This is a genomic window from Microbacterium sp. A8/3-1 (assembly GCF_040267695.1).
GTDB classification, from domain to species: Bacteria; Actinomycetota; Actinomycetes; order Actinomycetales; family Microbacteriaceae; genus Microbacterium; species Microbacterium luteolum.
Genome location: NZ_CP158357.1, coordinates 3,169,736 through 3,187,333, shown reverse-complemented (window position 1 = coordinate 3,187,333; position 17,598 = coordinate 3,169,736). Strand labels below are relative to the sequence as shown.

The 17,598-nt window shown below is 68.7% G+C and carries 18 protein-coding genes; 2 read left to right on the top strand and 16 right to left on the bottom strand.

From position 1 onward, the window contains the following. Nucleotides 1–94: 94 nt before the first annotated feature. The 9 genes from ABS642_RS15620 to ABS642_RS15580 form a co-directional block, all read right to left on the bottom strand. The gene (locus ABS642_RS15620) at nucleotides 95–919 is read right to left on the bottom strand and encodes a type IV toxin-antitoxin system AbiEi family antitoxin domain-containing protein (RefSeq protein ID WP_350350810.1); all 825 of its coding nucleotides are present in this window, start codon (nucleotides 917–919) and stop codon (nucleotides 95–97) included. A 298-nt stretch (nucleotides 920–1,217) separates the two neighbouring features. Beyond that, entirely contained in the window at nucleotides 1,218–1,523 is a 306-nt protein-coding gene (gene rpsN / locus ABS642_RS15615; protein ID WP_017829734.1) for a 30S ribosomal protein S14, read from the bottom strand. Nucleotides 1,524–1,526: 3 nt separating this feature from the next. Beyond that, a complete protein-coding gene (gene rpmG, locus ABS642_RS15610) occupies nucleotides 1,527–1,697 on the bottom strand; it encodes a 50S ribosomal protein L33 (RefSeq protein WP_046014935.1) in 171 nt (56 codons plus the stop codon). Next, nucleotides 1,697–1,933 (bottom strand): 50S ribosomal protein L28, encoded by a 237-nt coding sequence (rpmB, locus tag ABS642_RS15605; protein WP_017203559.1) that lies wholly within the window; start codon nucleotides 1,931–1,933, stop codon nucleotides 1,697–1,699. Before rpmB ends, rpmG begins: the two co-directional genes overlap by 1 nt. Nucleotides 1,934–2,086: 153 nt before the next feature. Beyond that, nucleotides 2,087–2,812: a DNA-3-methyladenine glycosylase gene (locus tag ABS642_RS15600; protein WP_350350809.1), complete on the bottom strand. Its 726-nt coding sequence runs from the start codon at nucleotides 2,810–2,812 to the stop codon at nucleotides 2,087–2,089. A 20-nt stretch (nucleotides 2,813–2,832) separates the two neighbouring features. Beyond that, a complete protein-coding gene (locus ABS642_RS15595) occupies nucleotides 2,833–4,767 on the bottom strand; it encodes a hypothetical protein (RefSeq protein ID WP_350350808.1) in 1,935 nt (644 codons plus the stop codon). Continuing rightward, nucleotides 4,757–5,554: a TIGR03943 family protein gene (locus ABS642_RS15590; protein ID WP_350350807.1), complete on the bottom strand. Its 798-nt coding sequence runs from the start codon at nucleotides 5,552–5,554 to the stop codon at nucleotides 4,757–4,759. The genes ABS642_RS15595 and ABS642_RS15590 overlap by 11 nt, the downstream gene beginning before the upstream one ends. Further along, nucleotides 5,547–6,593, bottom strand: coding sequence for a permease (locus ABS642_RS15585; RefSeq protein ID WP_282215505.1), 1,047 nt, complete (start codon nucleotides 6,591–6,593; stop codon nucleotides 5,547–5,549). The genes ABS642_RS15590 and ABS642_RS15585 overlap by 8 nt, the downstream gene beginning before the upstream one ends. After that, a complete protein-coding gene (locus tag ABS642_RS15580; RefSeq protein ID WP_223622963.1) occupies nucleotides 6,590–7,006 on the bottom strand; it encodes a transcriptional repressor in 417 nt (138 codons plus the stop codon). Before ABS642_RS15580 ends, ABS642_RS15585 begins: the two co-directional genes overlap by 4 nt. A 147-nt stretch (nucleotides 7,007–7,153) precedes the next feature. Here ABS642_RS15580 and ABS642_RS15575 point away from each other — a divergent pair, with 147 nt between their 5' ends. After that, nucleotides 7,154–8,455 carry a GNAT family N-acetyltransferase gene (locus tag ABS642_RS15575; RefSeq protein WP_282215504.1) on the top strand — a complete coding sequence of 434 codons (1,302 nt, stop codon included), beginning with the start codon at nucleotides 7,154–7,156 and terminating at the stop codon, nucleotides 8,453–8,455. Between the two features lie 5 nt (nucleotides 8,456–8,460). On the opposite strand, the gene ABS642_RS15570 is transcribed toward ABS642_RS15575, so the two are convergent. From ABS642_RS15570 to ABS642_RS15540, 7 genes are all read right to left on the bottom strand, one after another. Next, entirely contained in the window at nucleotides 8,461–9,309 is an 849-nt protein-coding gene (locus tag ABS642_RS15570) for a metal ABC transporter permease (protein WP_350353450.1), read from the bottom strand. 23 nt (nucleotides 9,310–9,332) lie between these two features. Continuing rightward, a complete protein-coding gene (locus tag ABS642_RS15565) occupies nucleotides 9,333–10,184 on the bottom strand; it encodes a metal ABC transporter ATP-binding protein (protein ID WP_350350806.1) in 852 nt (283 codons plus the stop codon). After that, the gene (locus ABS642_RS15560; protein ID WP_350350805.1) at nucleotides 10,181–11,164 is read right to left on the bottom strand and encodes a zinc ABC transporter substrate-binding protein; all 984 of its coding nucleotides are present in this window, start codon (nucleotides 11,162–11,164) and stop codon (nucleotides 10,181–10,183) included. Before ABS642_RS15560 ends, ABS642_RS15565 begins: the two co-directional genes overlap by 4 nt. A 150-nt stretch (nucleotides 11,165–11,314) precedes the next feature. Next, entirely contained in the window at nucleotides 11,315–13,003 is a 1,689-nt protein-coding gene (locus ABS642_RS15555) for a glycoside hydrolase family 13 protein (protein WP_350350804.1), read from the bottom strand. A gap of 97 nt (nucleotides 13,004–13,100) precedes the next feature. Next, entirely contained in the window at nucleotides 13,101–13,976 is an 876-nt protein-coding gene (locus tag ABS642_RS15550) for a carbohydrate ABC transporter permease (protein ID WP_350350803.1), read from the bottom strand. Beyond that, nucleotides 13,976–14,947 carry a sugar ABC transporter permease gene (locus ABS642_RS15545; protein WP_350350802.1) on the bottom strand — a complete coding sequence of 324 codons (972 nt, stop codon included), beginning with the start codon at nucleotides 14,945–14,947 and terminating at the stop codon, nucleotides 13,976–13,978. The genes ABS642_RS15550 and ABS642_RS15545 overlap by 1 nt, the downstream gene beginning before the upstream one ends. Next, nucleotides 14,944–16,269, bottom strand: coding sequence for an ABC transporter substrate-binding protein (locus tag ABS642_RS15540; protein WP_350350801.1), 1,326 nt, complete (start codon nucleotides 16,267–16,269; stop codon nucleotides 14,944–14,946). The genes ABS642_RS15545 and ABS642_RS15540 overlap by 4 nt, the downstream gene beginning before the upstream one ends. Nucleotides 16,270–16,370: 101 nt before the next feature. Between ABS642_RS15540 and ABS642_RS15535 the strand changes: the two genes are divergently transcribed. Continuing rightward, entirely contained in the window at nucleotides 16,371–17,591 is a 1,221-nt protein-coding gene (locus ABS642_RS15535) for an ROK family protein (RefSeq protein WP_350350800.1), read from the top strand. Nucleotides 17,592–17,598: the final 7 nt, after the last annotated feature.

The window sequence follows — 17,598 nt, the reverse complement described above, 5'->3', positions numbered from 1 at the left end:
GCACATCGTGAAGGAGATCTCACGTGATGAAGGAGCGGATGCTGCATCCGCTCCTTCACTACGTGAGATCTCCTTCATAGTGCGCGACGACTCGTCACGCGAGGTGCTTTCCCTGCGCAACTGCCTCCATGATCACCGCCTGCACGTCGTGCCACCGGTCCATGACCTGCTCGTAGCTGAAGCGCAGCGGGTGGTAGCCGCGGAGGACCAGCTGTGCGTCGTGAGCGATGTCGCTCGTCCGCTGGGCACCCGTGTGCGTCGCCCCGTCGATCTGGATGACCAGTCGCTCTCCGATGAGCAGATCGACTTGCCGGTCCACGACCCAGGCCTGCGGCAGAAGCCGCACGTTCATCCATCTCAGCCTGGAGACGAAGATCGTCTCCAGGCCGGAATCAGCGAACGGACGCGCTCGCTCCAGCACCGCGCGGGCGGCAGGCGGCAGCTCGAAGGCGCGGAGATACGCGCTGTCCACCAGTCGCTTGTTCATCGCCGACTCCCAGATGACCAGCGCCGTCTCGTAGGGCTGACACTGGGCGACCAGCACGAGTGCGTTCGCCAGCTCGTCGACCGTCGCATCGGGTGGGCGCGGCACGATCGGTTTGGCCCAGTGCACGACGACCTTCGCCGGAACCTCGATGCGAGCCGCGTGCGGAGGGGCGGCGACGTGCAGCGGAGATCTCTCCGGCACCCACAGCCCGTGCCGCTTCGCTGCCGTGACACAGCTCAAGACCACGCCTCGCGCCGCCGCTCCTCGCAGCTGCGGATCAGCATCGGGCAGCGCCACCCATCCCTGACGCACGGTCGTGATGGTTCCACTCTCTTTCAACCGTCGCAGCGCATGCTGACTCGCCCCCGCGGCTCGGAGGTCGCGAACCCGCCCGACGCCTCCACGAGCGCGTAGCTCTTCGACAGGATCCATCGGGACATCCTGCCCCGCGCCGAATGATGAGCAGTGTCGTCTCCCCGGGGAATGTGCAATCGCCGTGCGGAGCGGCATCGGTGCAGAAGGTACGCGCAACATCCGCTCACCGCCATCATCTGACCGCCGACCATTCGGCCGCGCGCGCAATGCAGGAGATCTCATGAATCGAAGGAGCGGATACCGGATTGCGACCTTCACAACGGAAGATCTCCTTCAGAGTGCGCGGGCAACCCCGCCCGGACGCACAGAAAGGGGCGAGGATCCGAAGATCCTCGCCCCTTTCGAGTACTGGTGCTTACCAGCTGGACTTGGTCACGCCGGGCAGCTCGCCACGGTGTGCCATATCACGGAAGCGGACACGCGAGATGCCGAACTTCGTGAGGACACCGCGGGGGCGGCCGTCGATGACGTCGCGCGAACGCACGCGAGCCGGCGACGCGTTGCGCGGCAGCTTCTGCAGGCCGACGCGTGCGGCCTCGCGGGCCTCGTCGGTGGCGTTCGGGTCGACCAGGGTCTTCTTCAGCTCGGCGCGACGCTCGGCGTAGCGCTCCACGATGACCTTGCGCTGCTCGTTGCGAGCGATCTTGCTCTTCTTAGCCATTGATCAACGCTCCTCTCGGAATTCGACGTGCTTGCGGACGACCGGGTCGTACTTCTTCAGCACGAGGCGGTCGGGGGTGTTGCGGCGGTTCTTCTTCGTCACGTACGTGTAACCCGTACCTGCCGTCGAACGCAGCTTGATGATCGGACGGACGTCCTGAGCCTTCTTGGCCATTAGAGCTTCACACCCTTCGCCTGGAGGTCCTTGACGACGTTCTCGATGCCGCGGACGTCGATCACCTTGATGCCCTTGGCGGACACGTTGAGCGTGATCTTACGACCGAGCGAGGGGACGAAATACGTCTTCTTCTGCACGTTCGGGTCGAAGCGGCGCTTCGTCCGGCGGTGCGAGTGCGAGACGTTGTGACCGAAACCGGGAACAGCTCCGGTCACCTGGCACACTGCTGCCATGATGGTGACTCCTTCTCTACCGTGAGGCCGACGGCCCCACCCAAGATCCCTTGTCTGCACGCCTCGGGCCCTTCGACTCCTTCGACAAGCTCAGGAACCGAGAAAACCCAGCAGGCACGCGAACTGCGCACAGGAGTGTGCGCAGACAAAGAGTCAGTCTAGCACGCCGGAAGCAGCCGCCTGCGCCCCGCGACCCCAGCGGAACGCCGACACGGTCGGGTCGCCCTCGAGCCAGAAACGCCAGGGGAAGGCGTCCGTTCCGGCAACGCCGGCGACGCCGACGCGGGGACCGCGCGCGAAGCCGCCCACAGGCTCTCCGAGCCACAGCTCCGCCCTGGCGCCGTGAAGCTCTTCGCCGGTGATCGCATCGATCCCGTCGTGCACCGGATGCCGAAGGCCCACGGCCTGACCGAGTCGACCAGGGCCGCGCGCGAGATCGCGCAGCGCCGTGCGGCCGAGCGGCAGTGTCGCGCCACGGCGCCGGGCCGCGGCATCCGTTCCGAAGACGACCTCACCCGCGCGGAGCAGCACGCCGTCTCCCTGACCCTCGGGGCCGCAGACGACGTTGACGCACGAGTGGATGCCGTGGCTCAGGTACACGTACAGATGTCCGGGCTCTCCCCACATCGTGGCGTTCCGCGCCGTGCGGCCCATGCGCGCGTGCGAGCCGGGGTCGGGCAGCGCCCCCGTTCCCTGCCCGTGGTACGCCTCGACCTCGGTGATCCGCAGGCGCACCTCGACGGGCGCGGCGTCGGGCGAGACACCCTGCGGGGCGACGACCGTGCGCAACTCCGCACCGAGAAGACGGGGTGCGACCTCGACCGCCGAGCCGCTCAGCTCCGCACGCGTGGCGCGACGCCGCCCATCGTGTTCCGCCATCTCAGAACCGAGAGTCCATCTCAGAATCGAGGGGCCGTCTGGCACCAGGACGCGTCGAAGCCGGTGAGGGCGACGAGCTCCTTGCCCGACTCCATGTCTATCAGGTGCGTCTCGACGTTCTCCGGCAGCGGCAGCAGCATGCCGTCGTAGGGGTTGTTCGCCATGTCGGAGGCGAGGGCCACGGCGGCGTACTGACCGCTCGGAGACGCACAGGCCTGGAGGATCCTGTCGGACGAGCCGACCTCGACCAGCGGCGTCGCCTTTCCGTCCTCGTCCACGCGGATGACCGCCTGCCCCACGGGGATCCCGTTCGCGTCACGCTGAACGACGTGACGGAGAGTACCGCCGGGGAAAGGAGTGATCGAGGTCGCCGTGCCGTAGTCGGGATCGGATGCCGCCAGCGGCGCCTCCGACCCGTCGGCGAGGTTGATCTCCACCACGGATCCGTCGACGCGCTCCACGATCGCGGTGTACGTTCCGCGGGAGATCCCCTGGATCGTGGATGCCAGTCCCAGCGACTGCACTCCCGCGTCGGTCGAGCGGTCGACGAGCGAGAGCGCTCCGTCGAAGTCGATGAACAGGACGGCGGAGCTGTCGGGGACGAACTGCCAGACGAAGACGCTCGCCTCCTCGCCGCCGACCTCGATGATCTGCGGCTCCTCGTCGCCGCTCAGCGGCTGCGTGACGAGCACGCTGGCGCGGCCCTCGGTGTCGCTGAGCTCGCGGTCCGAGTAGCTGTAGCCGACGAGCCCGCCCCGCTCGGAGACCTGGATCGCCCCGACGTACCCCACGCCGGGGAGCTTCAGCTCGCGCTCGTTCTTTCCATCGCGGTCCATCACCAGCAGCCGCGATCCCTCGTCTTCGGCGACGGAGACGACCAGCTTCGTCGACGTCGCCCGGAAGTCGTTGATCTCGGCGTGCGAGAACACCGGAACCGCGTTCTCGCCGCTGAGGTCGGTACGGAAGATGGTGTCGTCACCGGAGACGTCGCGCCGGAGCAGGAAGATGTTCGAGGCCGGAGTGGAGAACGTCGTGCTCAGGTCGGTCGACGGCCCTCCGCCCCTGCCCACGACATCGGCGACGCGCACCGTGTACTTCGTCGACTCGTCGAGCGGCACGGTGAAGCGGATGCCGACTCCTCGACCCGAAGCGTCGACCGTGAAAGGCACTGCGGGCTCGACCGTGACCTGTTCGGGGTCGATGTCGGCGAGCGCCTGGTTCGCCGTGAGGATGACCCGACTGCCCGAGGCCTCGATCGCCTGCGCCGGATCGACCTGCACCTCGGAGATGCGCGGTCCCTGCAGGAGGCTGACGATGCCGAAGCCGGTTCCGACCAGCACCAGGACGCCGAGCACGGCGCCGAGTGCGACGAGGAAGCGACGAGGGGACCCCGCGGGCTTCCGAGGGGACGACGTTGCGGTGTCGGCCGACACGCCGGATGTCGGACGTTCCGTGGCATCCGGTCCGACATCTGGCGTGTCGGCCCCCAGAACGGGTCGTGGGGCAGCGTCCGGGGCGACCGGCGTCAGACCGGCCAGCACCGACTCGGGGGCGACGGGAACCGCGGAAACCGCATCCGCGTCGACATCTTCCCGAGCAGTCGCCTCGAGATCTTCCCGAGCGGCGGCTTCGAAGGCCGCCATCTTCCGGGCGGCAGCTTCCTGCTCGGCGATCTCACGGTCGCCTGCCTGGCGGACCGCAGCCTCGCGGACCGCGGCCTCGCGGACCGCCGCCTCGCGCGCCGAAGCATCGCGGGCAGCAGCGTCCCGGACAGCAGCCTCATCCGGGCCGGCATCCGGCTGGTCAGTGCGCTGTGCGGTCGGATCGGTGGTGGGTGCGGCCGCGCGACTGATCCGCTCAGCTTCCGCCGCCTCCGCCGCCTCACGGGCGGCGCGCATCTCCGCACGCGTGCGCGGGACGGCGGGGATCTCGGGCCGCTCGTCCTCAGTACTCATACGGATCCCCCGGCTCATCGATCGCGACGACGTCGGTCGGCTCGATGTGGAGGTCGCCGTCGGCATCCGCTCTGACGGTTCCGGTGATCTCGACCCACTGTCCGGTCGGGTACTCGCTCGGGTCGACCGAGACCGGCAGGGTCGCGGTCTGCGCGTCGATCACGCAGTGCGTGATGATCAGCCGGGTGAGGTTCACGCCGTCGTCACCCGAAGCTCCGGGCGTGACGAAGCCGGTGAGGGTGACCGCGGCCCCGTCGTAAGCGGTCGTGTTGGTCGCGGTGGCGAAGACGCTCGCCCAGTCGCCGATGCCGAAAGTCGTGGTGTCCGCGACGCCGAGAGCGACGGTGTCGGCGCCGGCGAAAAGCGCGGTCTGCTCCCCCGCGCGCGACATCGCCAGCTCGACCGACAGCGACGCCGGCGGCAGCACGAGGGCGGCGGCGACCACGCCCGTGGCGATCAACCCTCCGGTGACGGCGCCGACGGCGGCGAGGGTTCTGCGGGGGGAAGCGGCCGATGCCGGCGCATCGTCTGCGGCATCCGCTCCGTGCCCGTGGTCGTGTCCGTGATCACCCTCCTCGCCGAGGGGAAGCGCGAACGACCAGATCGCTCCGGCCAGGGTCACGACGGCCGCGGCACACGCGAACCACACCGACTCTGGGCTGATGTAGAGCGTCAGCCGCCCGGTGACACCGAGGCCGAGCGTGACGACGGCGATGACCGCGGCGAGGCCGACGCCGAGCCAGCGACTGCCCAGCGCGCGGGCGCGCGAAGAGGTGTGCTCAGACAAGGACGTTCACCCCGATCCCGATCGCGAAGGCCGCGGCCACCACCACGCCGACGATCCCGGCCAGGGTGCGCCCGGTGAAGGTCGTGCGCATGAGCGCGAGCATCTTGATGTCGACGAGAGGGCCGACCAGCAGGAAGGCGACCAGCGCGCCGGACGAGAAGGTCGACGCGAACGAGAGGGCGAAGAAGGCATCCACATTCGAGCAGATGGCGACCGTCATCGCGAGCACCATCATCGCAACGATCGAGAGCACCGGATTCGATCCGATCGCGAGCAGCATGTCGCGCGGGATCAGTACCTGCACGGCTCCGGCGAGCGCGGATCCGATCACGAGGGCGGGCATCACCGCGCGCAGCTCGACGAGGAACTGCGTGAGGCTGCGTCGCACGGGCGTGCCCGGCTCGTGGGTGACGCGGTCGCAGGTGTCGACGAAGCGCTGGGTGAGCAGGGAGTCCGGCGACGGGTGCCGGCTGTAGATCCAGCCGATGAGGTTCGCGATCAGGTAGCCGCCGACGAGGCGGGCGACGAGGATGCCGCCGTCCCAGCCGAACGCCGCATGCGTGGTGAGGATCACGATCGGATTCACGATCGGCGCGGCGATCAGGAAGGTCAGCGCCTCGGCCGGAGCGAGCCCGCGCATCATCAGGCCGCGCGCGAACGGCACGTTGCCGCACTCGCACACCGGGATCAGCATCCCGAGCAGCGACAGCACCGCCCGTCGCGCCCAGGCGCGCTTCGGCAGCCAGCGGTGGATGACGTCGGCCGGAAGCCAGACCTGCACCACGATCGACAGCAGCACGCCGAGGACCACGAACGGCAGCGCCTCGATGAGCACGCTCAGCGCGAGCGTGAGTCCGTCCTGCGCCCTGGTCGGGAGCGAGGCGGGGAACAGCGAAGGCAGGAAGCGATCCACGAGGAACAGCGCGGCGATGATCGCGACCCCGAGTCCGACGCCGACCCAGGCCGAGCGCGGAGAGCGTGTCGGGCGATGCGCGTGGGTGTGCCCCGGGCGGGTCGCCGTTCCTGCCGAGGGGCTCACGCGTTCGCTGCCCGTTCGGCGTCGCGCTTGTTCGTGCAGGGGGTGCACAGCCCGAAGATGTCGACCACGTGCGCGGCTTCGGTGAACCCGTGGAGCGCCGCGGTGCGATGCGCCCACTGCTCGACGTCCTTCGCCTCGATCTCGACGGTCAGCCCGCAGGAGCGGCAGATCAGATGGTGGTGGTGACCCTGGGTGGTGCAGGCGCGATAGAGCGCTTCCCCCTCGGGGCTCTGCAGCGAGTCGGCGTCTCCGGATGCAGCGAGCCCGGCGAGTGCGCGATACACGGTCGCGAGCCCGATCCCGGTGTTGTCCTCGCGCAGCGAAGCGTGCAGATTCTGCGCGCTCACGAAACCGCGCGCGTCGGCGAGTGCTTCGCGCACGCGTTCGCGCTGCCAGGTGTTCCGCTGAGCCATGCGACAAGTCTAGGCGGAGGGGGTTGACGAGGGCTGGGAGCGCGTGAACGGTCCCGGATGCCCTCCCGAGCCGCCGTATTACGCCCCCGTCTGGGTGCTGGACCGAGCCGCCGGTATCGTTGCGGCATCCGAGACGAGGGAGTCCCGATGACCGGCTGGCGACTGCGCGAGTTCCACAATGACGATCTGGGCGGCATCCTCCACCTGTGGGAGGAGCTGAAGCGCTCGGGGTCAGAGCCTGTGTACGACCTCAGCGAGGTGGTCGCGTCGTGCCAGAAGGACCACGCGATCGTCGCCGTGCACGGCGACGAGGTGATCGCGGCCGTGGTGGGACGTGCAGCGCACGATCAGGGCTGGGTGGTGTTCTTCGCCATCGACGACGCCTGGCGCGATCGCGGCATCGGGTCGGCCCTGCTCGCGGCCCTCGAGAAGAGCATGGCGCCCTACGGCCTCACCAAGCTGTCGGCCCTGATGCCCGAGGTCGAGACGCGTCTGGCCGCTTTCGACGCCCGTGGGTTCGAGCAGAAGCACCACCTGCGCTACTTCGAGCGGCGCATCCCCGTGCAGCGGCAGGAGCTCACGTCGCTCGCCGAGCTGGGCGGCCGCCAGATGCCGCGCGACCTCTGGGAATCCGTGTCGGGCATGCGTCGCGAGAAGGACATCCTCGAGCAGCGGCTGGTGCTGCCGCTCGCCGAGCAGGACCTCGCCGAGAGCTTCGGCGTCGTGCCCCCGCGTGCGGTGGTGCTGTTCGGCCCTCCCGGCACCGGCAAGACCACGTTCGCCAAGGCCATCGCCTCGCGGCTCGAGTGGTCGTTCGTCGAGGTGTTCCCCTCCCGCCTCGCCGCCGATCCGCAGGGCCTCGCCGGGGCGCTGCGCGAGACCTTCACCAAGATCTCCGAGCTCGAGCACGCCGTGGTCTTCATCGACGAGGTGGAAGAGATCGCGGCGCAGCGCTCCGGCGAGCCGCCCTCCCCGCTGCAGGGCGTGACGAACGAGCTGCTGAAGATCATCCCCGCGTTCCGCGAGCAGCCCGGCCGCCTTCTCGTGTGCGCGACGAACTTCATCCGCGCCCTCGACAGTGCTTTCCTGCGTCACGGGCGCTTCGACTACGTGATTCCGATCGGCCTGCCCGACCGCGCTGCCCGCGCCTCGATCTGGCGGCGCTACATCCCGGACGTCACCCGGGACGCCGTCGATGTCGAGGCTCTCGTGCAGCGCACCGAGGGATTCTCGCCGGCCGACATCGAGTTCGCGGCGCGCAGCGCCTCCCAGCGTGCGTTCGAAGCCGCCGTCGGCTCACGGCTGCCTGGGGCCGAGGGCACAGCAGCGGATGCCGCCGGCCCGAGCACCGAGGACTACCTCGAAGCCATCGCCGGCACGCGCACGACCGTCTCCGCGGAGACGGCAGCCCAGTTCCTCGAGGACATCGAGGCGCTCGCGCGGGTGTGAGTCGGTCAGGCCACGCGCCGCACGCGGGCACGCGCCCGCTGCACGATCCAGCACACGACGTAGATCGTGAACGACAGGGTCGTGATGTAGGGGCTCACCGGGAGGGTGCCGGCGAGCGCGAGCAGGATGCCGCCGACCGCCGACACGAAACCGAACAGTGCGGCGAGGAGCGGAACGGCCACGGGCCCGGCGGTGATCCGCATCGCCGCGGCGGCGGGCGTCACGAGCAGCGCCATGACGAGCAGGGCACCGATGATGTGCACGCTCACCGCGACGATGAGTCCGAGCAGCACCATGAAGATCAGGCTCACGGCGCGGGTGGGCACTCCGCGCGCGGCGGCCGACTCGGGGTCGAGCGAGTCGAAGCGCAGCGGGTTCCACATCACGAGCAGCCCGAGCAGCACGACGATGCTGATGCCGATCAGCCAGCCGAGGTCGGGGCTCGAGACCGACACGATCTGCCCGGTCAACAGGCTGAAACGGTTGGCGCTCCGCCCGTCGTACAGGGAGAGGAACAGGATGCCGAGGCCGAGGCCGAACGGCATGAGCACGCCCACGATCGAGTTGCGGTCCCTGGCCTTCGCGCCGAGGACGCCGATGAGGATCGCCGCCACGAGCGCCCCGCCGAGCGACCCTGCGACGACGCTGCCGCCGAAGAGCAGGGCGGCGGCCGCTCCGGCGAACGACAGTTCGCTCACGCCGTGCACGGCGAACGCGAGATCCCGCTGCATCACGAAGACGCCGATCAACCCTCCGACGATGCCGAGCACGGCGCCGGCGATGATCGAGTTCGCGAGCAGGGCCACGAGCTCGCCGTAGTCCTGGAAGGAGAAGACGTCGCTCCAGTCGACCATCGGCACGAGGCCCGCCGATGCGATCATGCGTGTCCTCCGTGCTCGTAGTCGCCGTGGTCGTGGTGCGGCTCGGCATCCGGAACGCCCACGACCACCAGGCGGTCGCCGGCGCGCAGGACGAACACCGGGGTGCCGTAGAGGTCGGTGAGCACGCGCGTCTGCAGCACCTCTTCCGGGGTGCCGAGCAGGAACCGTCCTCCTGCGATGTACAGGATCCGGTCGACGCGGTTGAGGATCGGGTTGATGTCGTGCGTGACGAACAGCACCGCAGCTTTTCGCTCGCGCCGCTGCCGGTCGATGATGTCGGTCACGCCGACCTGGTTCGCGAGGTCGAGGTTCGACAGCGGCTCGTCGCACAGGAGCAGCGACGGCTCATCGGCGAGCGCCTGGCCGACGCGCAGCCGCTGCTGCTCGCCGCCGGAGAGCAGACCGACGCGACGGTCGGCGAAGTGCGCGGCGCCCACGGCCTCGAGCAGGCGATCGACTTTGGCGCGGTCGCCGCGGTGCGGGACGGGGAATCCGAAGCGACTCCCCTGCACGCCGAGTGCCACCAGGTCTCGCGCCCGCATGCTCGTGTCGGGCGCGAGGGAACGCTGCTGCGGGATGTACCCGATGCGCGCGTTGCCGCGGTGCACGGGCTCCCCCGCGACGGCGATCGTTCCCGAAGACAGGGGCTGCAGACCCAGGATGCTGCGCAGCAGTGTGGTCTTGCCCGAACCGGAGGGGCCGAGCACGGCGATGAACTCCCCGGGCTCCACGGTCAGGTCGAGCCCGGACCACAGCTCACGGTCTCCGCGGTGGAGGGCGGCGCCGGAGATCTCCAGCACCGGGCGGTCGCCCGAGGCGTCGGTTCCCTGTCGACGGGGCGCCGTCACGGCTGGACGGCGGCGGCGAGGCTCTTGATCGCGTCACGCATCCACTCAGAGTACGACGATCCGTCCTCCAGGAGCTCGGTGAAGGCGACAACCGGGATGCCGGCATCCTTCGCGGCCGTCTCCACGCGATCCGTCTCGGCGCCCCCGGTCTGCGCGTTGGTGAGCAGCGCGGTCACCTCGCCGCTGTCGATGACGTTCAGCGCATCGAGCAGGACGGCCGGGGCGACATCCGTACCCTCCTCGACGGACTCGGCGAACCCTTCGGGCGTGACGTCGGTCAGGCCGGCGGCCGCCGCGAGGTAGCCGGGAAGCGGCTCGGTGATGAAGACGTTCGCGCCGGCGGCATCCGTCTTGATCGTCTCGAGGTCGGTCTCGAACCCCTCCAGATCGGCGACGATCTCGTCGGCCGCAGCGGTGAAGTCGGCCTTGCCCTCGGGGTCGAGCTCCGCAAGGTCGGCCGCGATGTCCTCCACGACATGGATCATCGTGTGCGGGTCGAACCACACGTGCTCGTTGAAGCCCTCGATGTGGTCGTGGCCCTCGTGACCCTCTTCGCCCTCGGCGTGGTCGTGGTCGTGCTCCTCCGCGTCGGCCTCGCCCTCTTCATGGCCCTCATTGCCGGGGAAGTCGTGCGAGAACTCGACGGCGGTGAGCACCTCGGCATCCGAGCCGTCGAGCAGGTCGTCGATGAAGGCGTCGTAGCCGCCGCCGTTCTCGATCACGAGATCGGCCTTCTGCACGGTGAGGCGATCGCGCGCGGTGGCCTCGTAGGAATGCGGATCCTGGGTCACGGAGTTGATGATCGAGGAGACCTCGACGCGGTCGCCGCCGATCTGCGCCGCGAGGGAACCGTAGACGTTGGTGCTCGCGACGACCTGGACCTTGCCGTCGTCGCCCTCTCCCGCAGCAGGAGTGGAGCAGCCGGCGAGCCCGAGGGCGGCGACGGATGCGAGGGCGAGAGCGAGCACGGGCTTCTTCATGATCTCACTCTAAACGCTAATGAGAACCATTATCAAATCGGCATCCGACCGTCGCGAGCTGCGATTTGCAGGTCCGTTTCACGGATGCAGGTCGAAAGAACACGTTTCGACCGGCATCCGTCACAACTGCCTACAGATGGAGCCGATGCCTCAGCCGACAAGCCCCGCCGGTGCGATCCAGACCGTGTGCTCCCCCGGCACGGCGCCGTCGACGACGGCACCGAGCACGACGTCCGCGGCATCCGTCCCGAGGTCGAAGGGCTCGGTTCCGAAGTTCGTCACGACCTGCCAGCCGTTGGGGCGGGCGAAGCGCAGCACATCATCGCGTCCGGTCTCGACCCACTCCAGCCGCTCGTCGGCCTGCAGCAGGTGCCGCAGCCGCAGAGCCTCCCGGTAGAGCGAGAGCGTCGACGACGGGTCCGCCGCCTCGACGTCGACCGCGTACTCCGCGAACCATGACGGCTGCGGCAGGTGCGCGTCGCCAGCGCCGAAACCGAAGGAGGAGCCGGATGCCGTCCACGGCAGCGGCACGCGGCATCCGTCCCGCCCGAGCCCGTCGAAGGCCTCCTCCCGCAGGAACGCCGGATCCTGGCGCTGCTCCGGAGTGATCTGGGCAACCTCGTGCAGACCGAGCTCCTCGCCCTGGTACAGGTACGTGCTGCCGGGGAGCCCGAGCAGCAGCAGGGTCGCGGCGTGCGCACGGCGCAGCCCGCCCTCGCGATCGAGCTGGTCGGCCGGACCGCCCGCAGCTACCCACTCGGTGCCCTGCTTCACCGCGCGCCCGCGCAGCGACGGCAGCCCGTAGCGCGTGGCGTGCCGGGTCACGTCGTGGTTCGACAGCACCCAGGTCGTCGACGAACCGCTCGCCTGCGCCTGCTGAAGGTTCTCGGTGATGACCTCGCGGAAGTCCCCTGCAGAGAACTCCGCGACGAGCAGGTCGAAGTTGAACGCCTGCCCCAGGCCCTCGGCCGACGCATACCGCGCGCGGCGCTCGGGAGTCTCCACCCAGGCCTCGGCGACCGCCGTGCGCGGCGGGTCGTACTCGTTGAACACCGCACGCCACTCGGCGTAGATCTCGTGCACCTCGTCGCGATCGAGCAGCGGATGCCGTCCCGACGTGCGGTCCATCGCGTCGAGCTCGGCCTGACTCGGCAGCGGCTCCGTCAGGTCCTTCGTCAGCATGTGGGCGACGTCGATGCGGAACCCGTCGACTCCGCGGTCCGACCAGAACCGCAGCGTCTTCAGGAAGTCGGCGCGCACCTCGGGGTGGTCCCAGTTCAGGTCGGGCTGTTCCACCGCGAAGCTGTGCAGGTACCACTGGCCGTCTGCGACGCGCTCCCACGCGCTGCCGCCGAACGCCGCGCCCCAGTCCGTCGGGGGCTCGGAGCCGTCGGGCCCTGCGCCCTCGCGGAAGATGTAGCGCTCACGGGCGGCCGAACCGCGACCCGCGGCGAGCGCCTCCTGGAACCACTCATGCAGGTCGGAGCTGTGGTTCGGGACGATGTCGACGACGACCCGGATGCCGCGGGCATGCAGCGCCTCGACCATCGCGTCGAAGTCGTCGAGCGTGCCGAGTCGGGGATCGACGTTGCGGTAGTCGGCCACGTCATAGCCGCCGTCGGCAAGCGCCGAGGGGTAGAACGGGCTGAGCCAGACCGCGTCGATGCCGAGCTGTGCGAGGTAGTCGGCGCGGGAGACGATGCCGGGGATGTCGCCCAGCCCGTCGCCGTTCGCGTCGGCGAAGCTCCGCGGATAGATCTGGTACACGGCGGCCTGCCGCCACCAGGCGGCGGCATCGGCGTCGGTCGTGCGGGTCTCGACGGGAAGCACGTCGGTCATGAAGTGGGACTCCTTCTTTCTTGTTGCGGTCTGGTTGCCCTTCGACAGGCTCAGGGATCCATGGGTCGTTGAGCGAGCGAAGCGAGACGAAACGCAGTCAACCCTTGACGGCGCCCTGCGTCACGCCCTCCATGACGAAGCGCTGCGTGAACAGGTACGCCAGGATCGCGGGGGCCATCGCCATCAGGTACGAGGCGAACGAGACGTTGTAGTTGTTGCTGAACTGGGTCTGGAACAGGTTCTGCCGCACCGGCAGAGTCTGCATGGCCGGATCGGAGATGATCAACGATGGCATCATGAAGTCGTTCCAGGCGTAGAGGAAGGCGAAGATGCCGACCGTCGCGCTCATCGGGGCGAGCAACGGGAAGATCAGCTGCCAGAACGTCTGCCAGGTCGTGGCACCGTCGATGCGCGCGCTCTCCTCCAGCTCGATGGGGATCGAGCGGAGGAACGCCGTGAACAGCAGCACGCTGAAGCTCAGCTGGAACATCGTGGCCAGGATGATCACGCCGAACGGGTTGTCGAGCCCGACACGACCCGTCAGCTGGATCTGCGGCAGCGCGACCACCGGGAACGGGATGAACATCGCGGCCAGCAGGTAGAAGAACGACCAGCGGAACAGCTTGCGGTCCCAGTTGCGCACGATCGCATACGAGGCGAACGCCGCGAGGATGATCGTCGCGCACACGGTGCCGGCGGTGACGAGCAGTGAGATGCCCGCTCCGATCGGGAACTTGGTGAGGTTCCAGGCTTCGACGAACCCGTCGATGCTGAACGGCGCAGGCAGGGAGAAGGCGTTGCCGTCGACCGCCTGCCCCGTCGTCTTGAACGCCATCGAGATGGTGACGTACAGCGGGAGGAGCACGGTGACCGCGCACAGGATCAGGATGATCGTGCCCGACCAGTTGGGTCGCTCCATCCTGATGCGGGGCTTCTTGCCCGCGGTCTGGGTGGTGATGGTCTGCGTCGACATCAGAGTGCGTTCCTTCCGCGCGTCAGCGAGAGCTGGAGGAGCGAGATGAGGACGGCGACGATGAAGAAGATGGTCGCGTTGGCCATCTGGTAGGCGTAGTCGCCGCCGTTGAAGCCCGCGATGATCGTCATCGCGACGCTGCGGGTCGAGGTGCCGGGGCCGCCGTTGGTGAGGCCGACGATGATGTCGTAGGCGTTGAGGAAGCCCTTGAAGCCGAGGATCACGTTGATCACGACGTAGCCGGCGACCAACGGGAGCGTGATGCGCAGAAGCTGCTGCCGCTTGTTGGCGCCGTCGATGCTCGCCGCTTCGTACACCTCGCCGGGCACCGACAGGAGCCCTGCGATGTAGATGAGGAGCGTCCCCGGCACGGCCTGCCACGCCGTCACGATGACGATCGCGACCCAGGCCAGGTCGGGATTGGCCAGCAGGCTCGTCTCGAGGAACGGGATGCCGGTGGCAGCACCTGCGGCCGGGAGGGAGTTCGAGAACAGGAAGTTGAAGACGTAGGCGATGATGATGCCCGAGATCACCATCGGGATCACGAAGATCGTGCGCAGCCCGGTCTTGAAGCGGATACGCGAGGTCAGTCCGACCGCGAGTAGGAAGGCGACCACGTTGACCACGATCACCGTGGCGATCGAGAAGCCGAACGTGAACAGGTAGCTCTGCAGGATCGACGGGTCGCTGAACATCGCGACGTAGTTGGTGAGCCCGTTGAAGCTCCACTCGCCGATGCCGATCGAGTCGGTGAAGCTGAAGAAGATGCCCATCACCGCCGGAACCGTGATCGCGAGCGTGAAGATCACGAGCGTCGGGAGCAGGAACAGGTAGTAGATCGGCTCGACGCGCGTGGTGCGACGGCGGAGGCCGCGAGTGCCTCCCGTGATGACCGACGTGGTGTCCGTCGAAGGGGCGGGCGGTTTCGTGATGCTGGGGACTGCCGGGTTCGGCAGCGCGGTGTTCGTCATGGCGTCGACTCCTCTGTCGTGCCGGATGCGGAATCCTGAGTGGTGGGTATCGGGGCGCGGAACGCGATCCGCGCCCAGTCGGCGTCCATCGTGCGGAGGGTGGACTCGGGCGATGCGCCGAGCACCATGGCCTGCGCGTAGTTGAACATCGGGAGCGTCTTCGGCACGAGAACCGACGGGCCCTGATAGATCTGACCGTTGTCGTAGTACTCGATCATTCCCTCGACCCGCGGGTCGTCCGGCGCCGGAGCATCCGTCGTCGGGGTGAACCCGAGTTGCGAGGCGTTGTACGCCTCGATGTTCTCGGGCAGATACAGATACTCGAGGAAGTCGCGCGCGGCATCCTGGTGATTCGATTCGACCGGGATCATCGCGGCGAGGTCCATGTTGACCCGCACCCCGAGATCGGCGGGATCATCGGTCATCGGCAGCGGGAAGGTGCCGAGGTCGAGGTCCGGCGCGGTCTTCTCGATCTCGCTGAACGCCCAGGGGCCCTGGAGATACATGGCGGCTTCGCCCTTGCCGAAAGCGAGATTGCCGTCGCCGTAGCCGCGGCTCGCGGCATCCGAGTTGGTGTACTCGCTCGCCAGCTGCATCATGCGGTCCATCGGCTCGGCGAAGTCCTGCTGGAACGACACCGGGGCGTCGGGGCCGACCTCCGTGCCCTCCTCCGCCATCGCATCGAAGAAGTCGATGACGTCGACCGAGCCGCCGCCCGTGTAGTCGTACCAGCCCTGGGCGACGGTCCAGTCGTCCTTGAATGTCGCGTAGAACGGGTCGATGCCCGCATCCTTCAGCTGGTCGCAGACGGCGAGCAGCTCGTCCCAGGTCTGCGGGACCTCGAGACCCTGCGCGTCGAAGATCTCCTTGTTGTAGATGACAGATGCCGCCATCACGGAGTACGGGAGTGCGCTGGTCCGGCCCTCGCAGGAGCCGTACTGGTCCATAAGGGGCTGGAGGTCGTCGCGGATGCCGGCGGCGGCATCCGTCTCGGAGAGATCGGTGAGTGCGCAGCGCTGCACGAATCGCGCGATCTCGTAGTTGTAGTTGGCGAGCATGATGTCGGGCGGGTTGCCCCGCACGAAGCTGGCGGAGACGACGTCGACACCCGAGGTGTCGATCTCGACCTTCACCTCGTCCTGCGAGGAGTTGTACTCCGCGACGAGTTCGGTCATGAACTCGATGGCCTCGCGCTTGCTGAAGGTGAAGCGGATGGTCTCCGCCCCCGAGCCGGCCGCACAGCTCGTGAGTGCGGCTCCGACCAGCGTGAGCCCGAGGGCCCCCGCGATCATCCGCAACGCGCGTGTTCGTTTCTCAGACACCGTCGTCCTTTCGATCCGTAGATACGCGTACTAAATCTAGTGAGCGAATTTACTCTGTCGAGAGGTACTCTCTCATTGGCGCGACAGAAAGGTCAAGGGGCGTGGCAGAAGTCTCGGCGGATCTCGGCACCGGGCGCGCAAGCGTCGGGGCGGTGCTCGACTTCGCCTGGGCGGCGGGCGAGTTCACGGCGACCGAGGTCATGGCCGGCACCTCGCTCACACGCTCCACGGCAATCGACGCCATGGACACGCTGCTCGACGCCGCGCTGCTGCGCGAGCTGCCGAACGCCCGCGCCGTCGGCAGCTACCGGTCCGGCCGTCCGGCACGCCGCTTCGCCCTCTCCCCCGATCTCGGCGTCGTCGTCGGCATCGATGCGGGCGACACCCACCTTGCGGTGACGGTCGCCGATCCGCTCGAGACGACGCTCGTGCACCACCGCATCGAGGTCGACCCGACGCACTCCGCCGAGGAGCGGCGTGCGACGATCATCTCCGCCCTGGGCGCGGCGCTCGCGGAAGCCGGCGTACCCCGCGAAGACGTTCTGGCGCTGTGCGTCGGGGTCGCCGCCCCGGTGGATCGCAACGGCATCTCGCCGCCGCATCCCGACGGCTTCTGGGAGCGGACCAACCCGGGGCTGGCCGAAGCGCTGCGCGACTGGGCGCCCGTCGTCGAGATCAAGAACGACGCCCAGCTGGCGGCGATCGCCGAGGGCGCCGTCGGAGCGGCTAGCGGATGCCGCGACTACGTCGCGCTACTCGCGAGCGAGCGCTTCGGCGGCGGGGTGGTCGTGGACGGCCATGTCCTGCACGGTGCGCACGGCGGCGTCGGCGAGGGCGTCGTGTTCGACCACATCATCGGCGTCGGTTCGGCGTTCGGGCTCTCCTACTCCGTGCGCAACCACGCGCAGGCCGCAGTCGACGCAGGCGAGATCGCCAGCGACAGCGCCGTCGGGCGCATCGTCGCGGCGGAACGCATCGACCCCCGGCTCGTGCTGACCCTCGCCGCGTCCGGCGACGAGGACGCGATGCTCGTCACGGATCGCGTCGGCGCCACGGTCGCGCGCGTCGTCGGTGTGCTCGGCAGCATGTACGACCCGGCGCGCGTGATCGTGTGCGGGGCCGTCGCCGAGAGCATCGAGCCCGTGCTCGCGGCAGCGCGTCGGATGCTCCCCGGAGAGCTGCACCTGCCGGCGCCGGAACTCCTGGCGTCGGAGCTCGGCGCCGAGGTCGTGTCGATCGGCGCCGTCGCCACCGCACGCCGCGCCGCGCGCGAGCAGGCGGTGCCGCGCCTCGCGGAGCAGCGCCTCCGCGTGCGGGCGTAGCGCAGCA

Bases quoted from the DNA above. Each gene is read 5' to 3' on its own strand.
- ABS642_RS15620 (WP_350350810.1), bottom strand. From the start codon at position 919: ATGGATCCTGTCGAAGAGCTACGCGCTCGTGGAGGCGTCGGGCGGGTT.
- ABS642_RS15555 (WP_350350804.1), bottom strand. From the start codon at position 13,003: ATGACCGACGTGCTTCCCGTCGAGACCCGCACGACCGACGCCGATGCC.
- rpmG (WP_046014935.1), bottom strand. From the start codon at position 1,697: ATGGCCAAGAAGGCTCAGGACGTCCGTCCGATCATCAAGCTGCGTTCG.
- ABS642_RS15545 (WP_350350802.1), bottom strand. From the start codon at position 14,947: ATGACGAACACCGCGCTGCCGAACCCGGCAGTCCCCAGCATCACGAAA.
- ABS642_RS15570 (WP_350353450.1), bottom strand. From the start codon at position 9,309: ATGGTCGACTGGAGCGACGTCTTCTCCTTCCAGGACTACGGCGAGCTC.
- ABS642_RS15580 (WP_223622963.1), bottom strand. From the start codon at position 7,006: ATGGCTCAGCGGAACACCTGGCAGCGCGAACGCGTGCGCGAAGCACTC.
- ABS642_RS15560 (WP_350350805.1), bottom strand. From the start codon at position 11,164: ATGAAGAAGCCCGTGCTCGCTCTCGCCCTCGCATCCGTCGCCGCCCTC.
- ABS642_RS15600 (WP_350350809.1), bottom strand. From the start codon at position 2,812: ATGGCGGAACACGATGGGCGGCGTCGCGCCACGCGTGCGGAGCTGAGC.
- rpsN (WP_017829734.1), bottom strand. From the start codon at position 1,523: ATGGCTAAGAAGAGCAAGATCGCTCGCAACGAGCAGCGCAAGGTCATC.
- rpmB (WP_017203559.1), bottom strand. From the start codon at position 1,933: ATGGCAGCAGTGTGCCAGGTGACCGGAGCTGTTCCCGGTTTCGGTCAC.
- ABS642_RS15595 (WP_350350808.1), bottom strand. From the start codon at position 4,767: ATGAGTACTGAGGACGAGCGGCCCGAGATCCCCGCCGTCCCGCGCACG.
- ABS642_RS15575 (WP_282215504.1), top strand. From the start codon at position 7,154: ATGACCGGCTGGCGACTGCGCGAGTTCCACAATGACGATCTGGGCGGC.
- ABS642_RS15550 (WP_350350803.1), bottom strand. From the start codon at position 13,976: ATGTCGACGCAGACCATCACCACCCAGACCGCGGGCAAGAAGCCCCGC.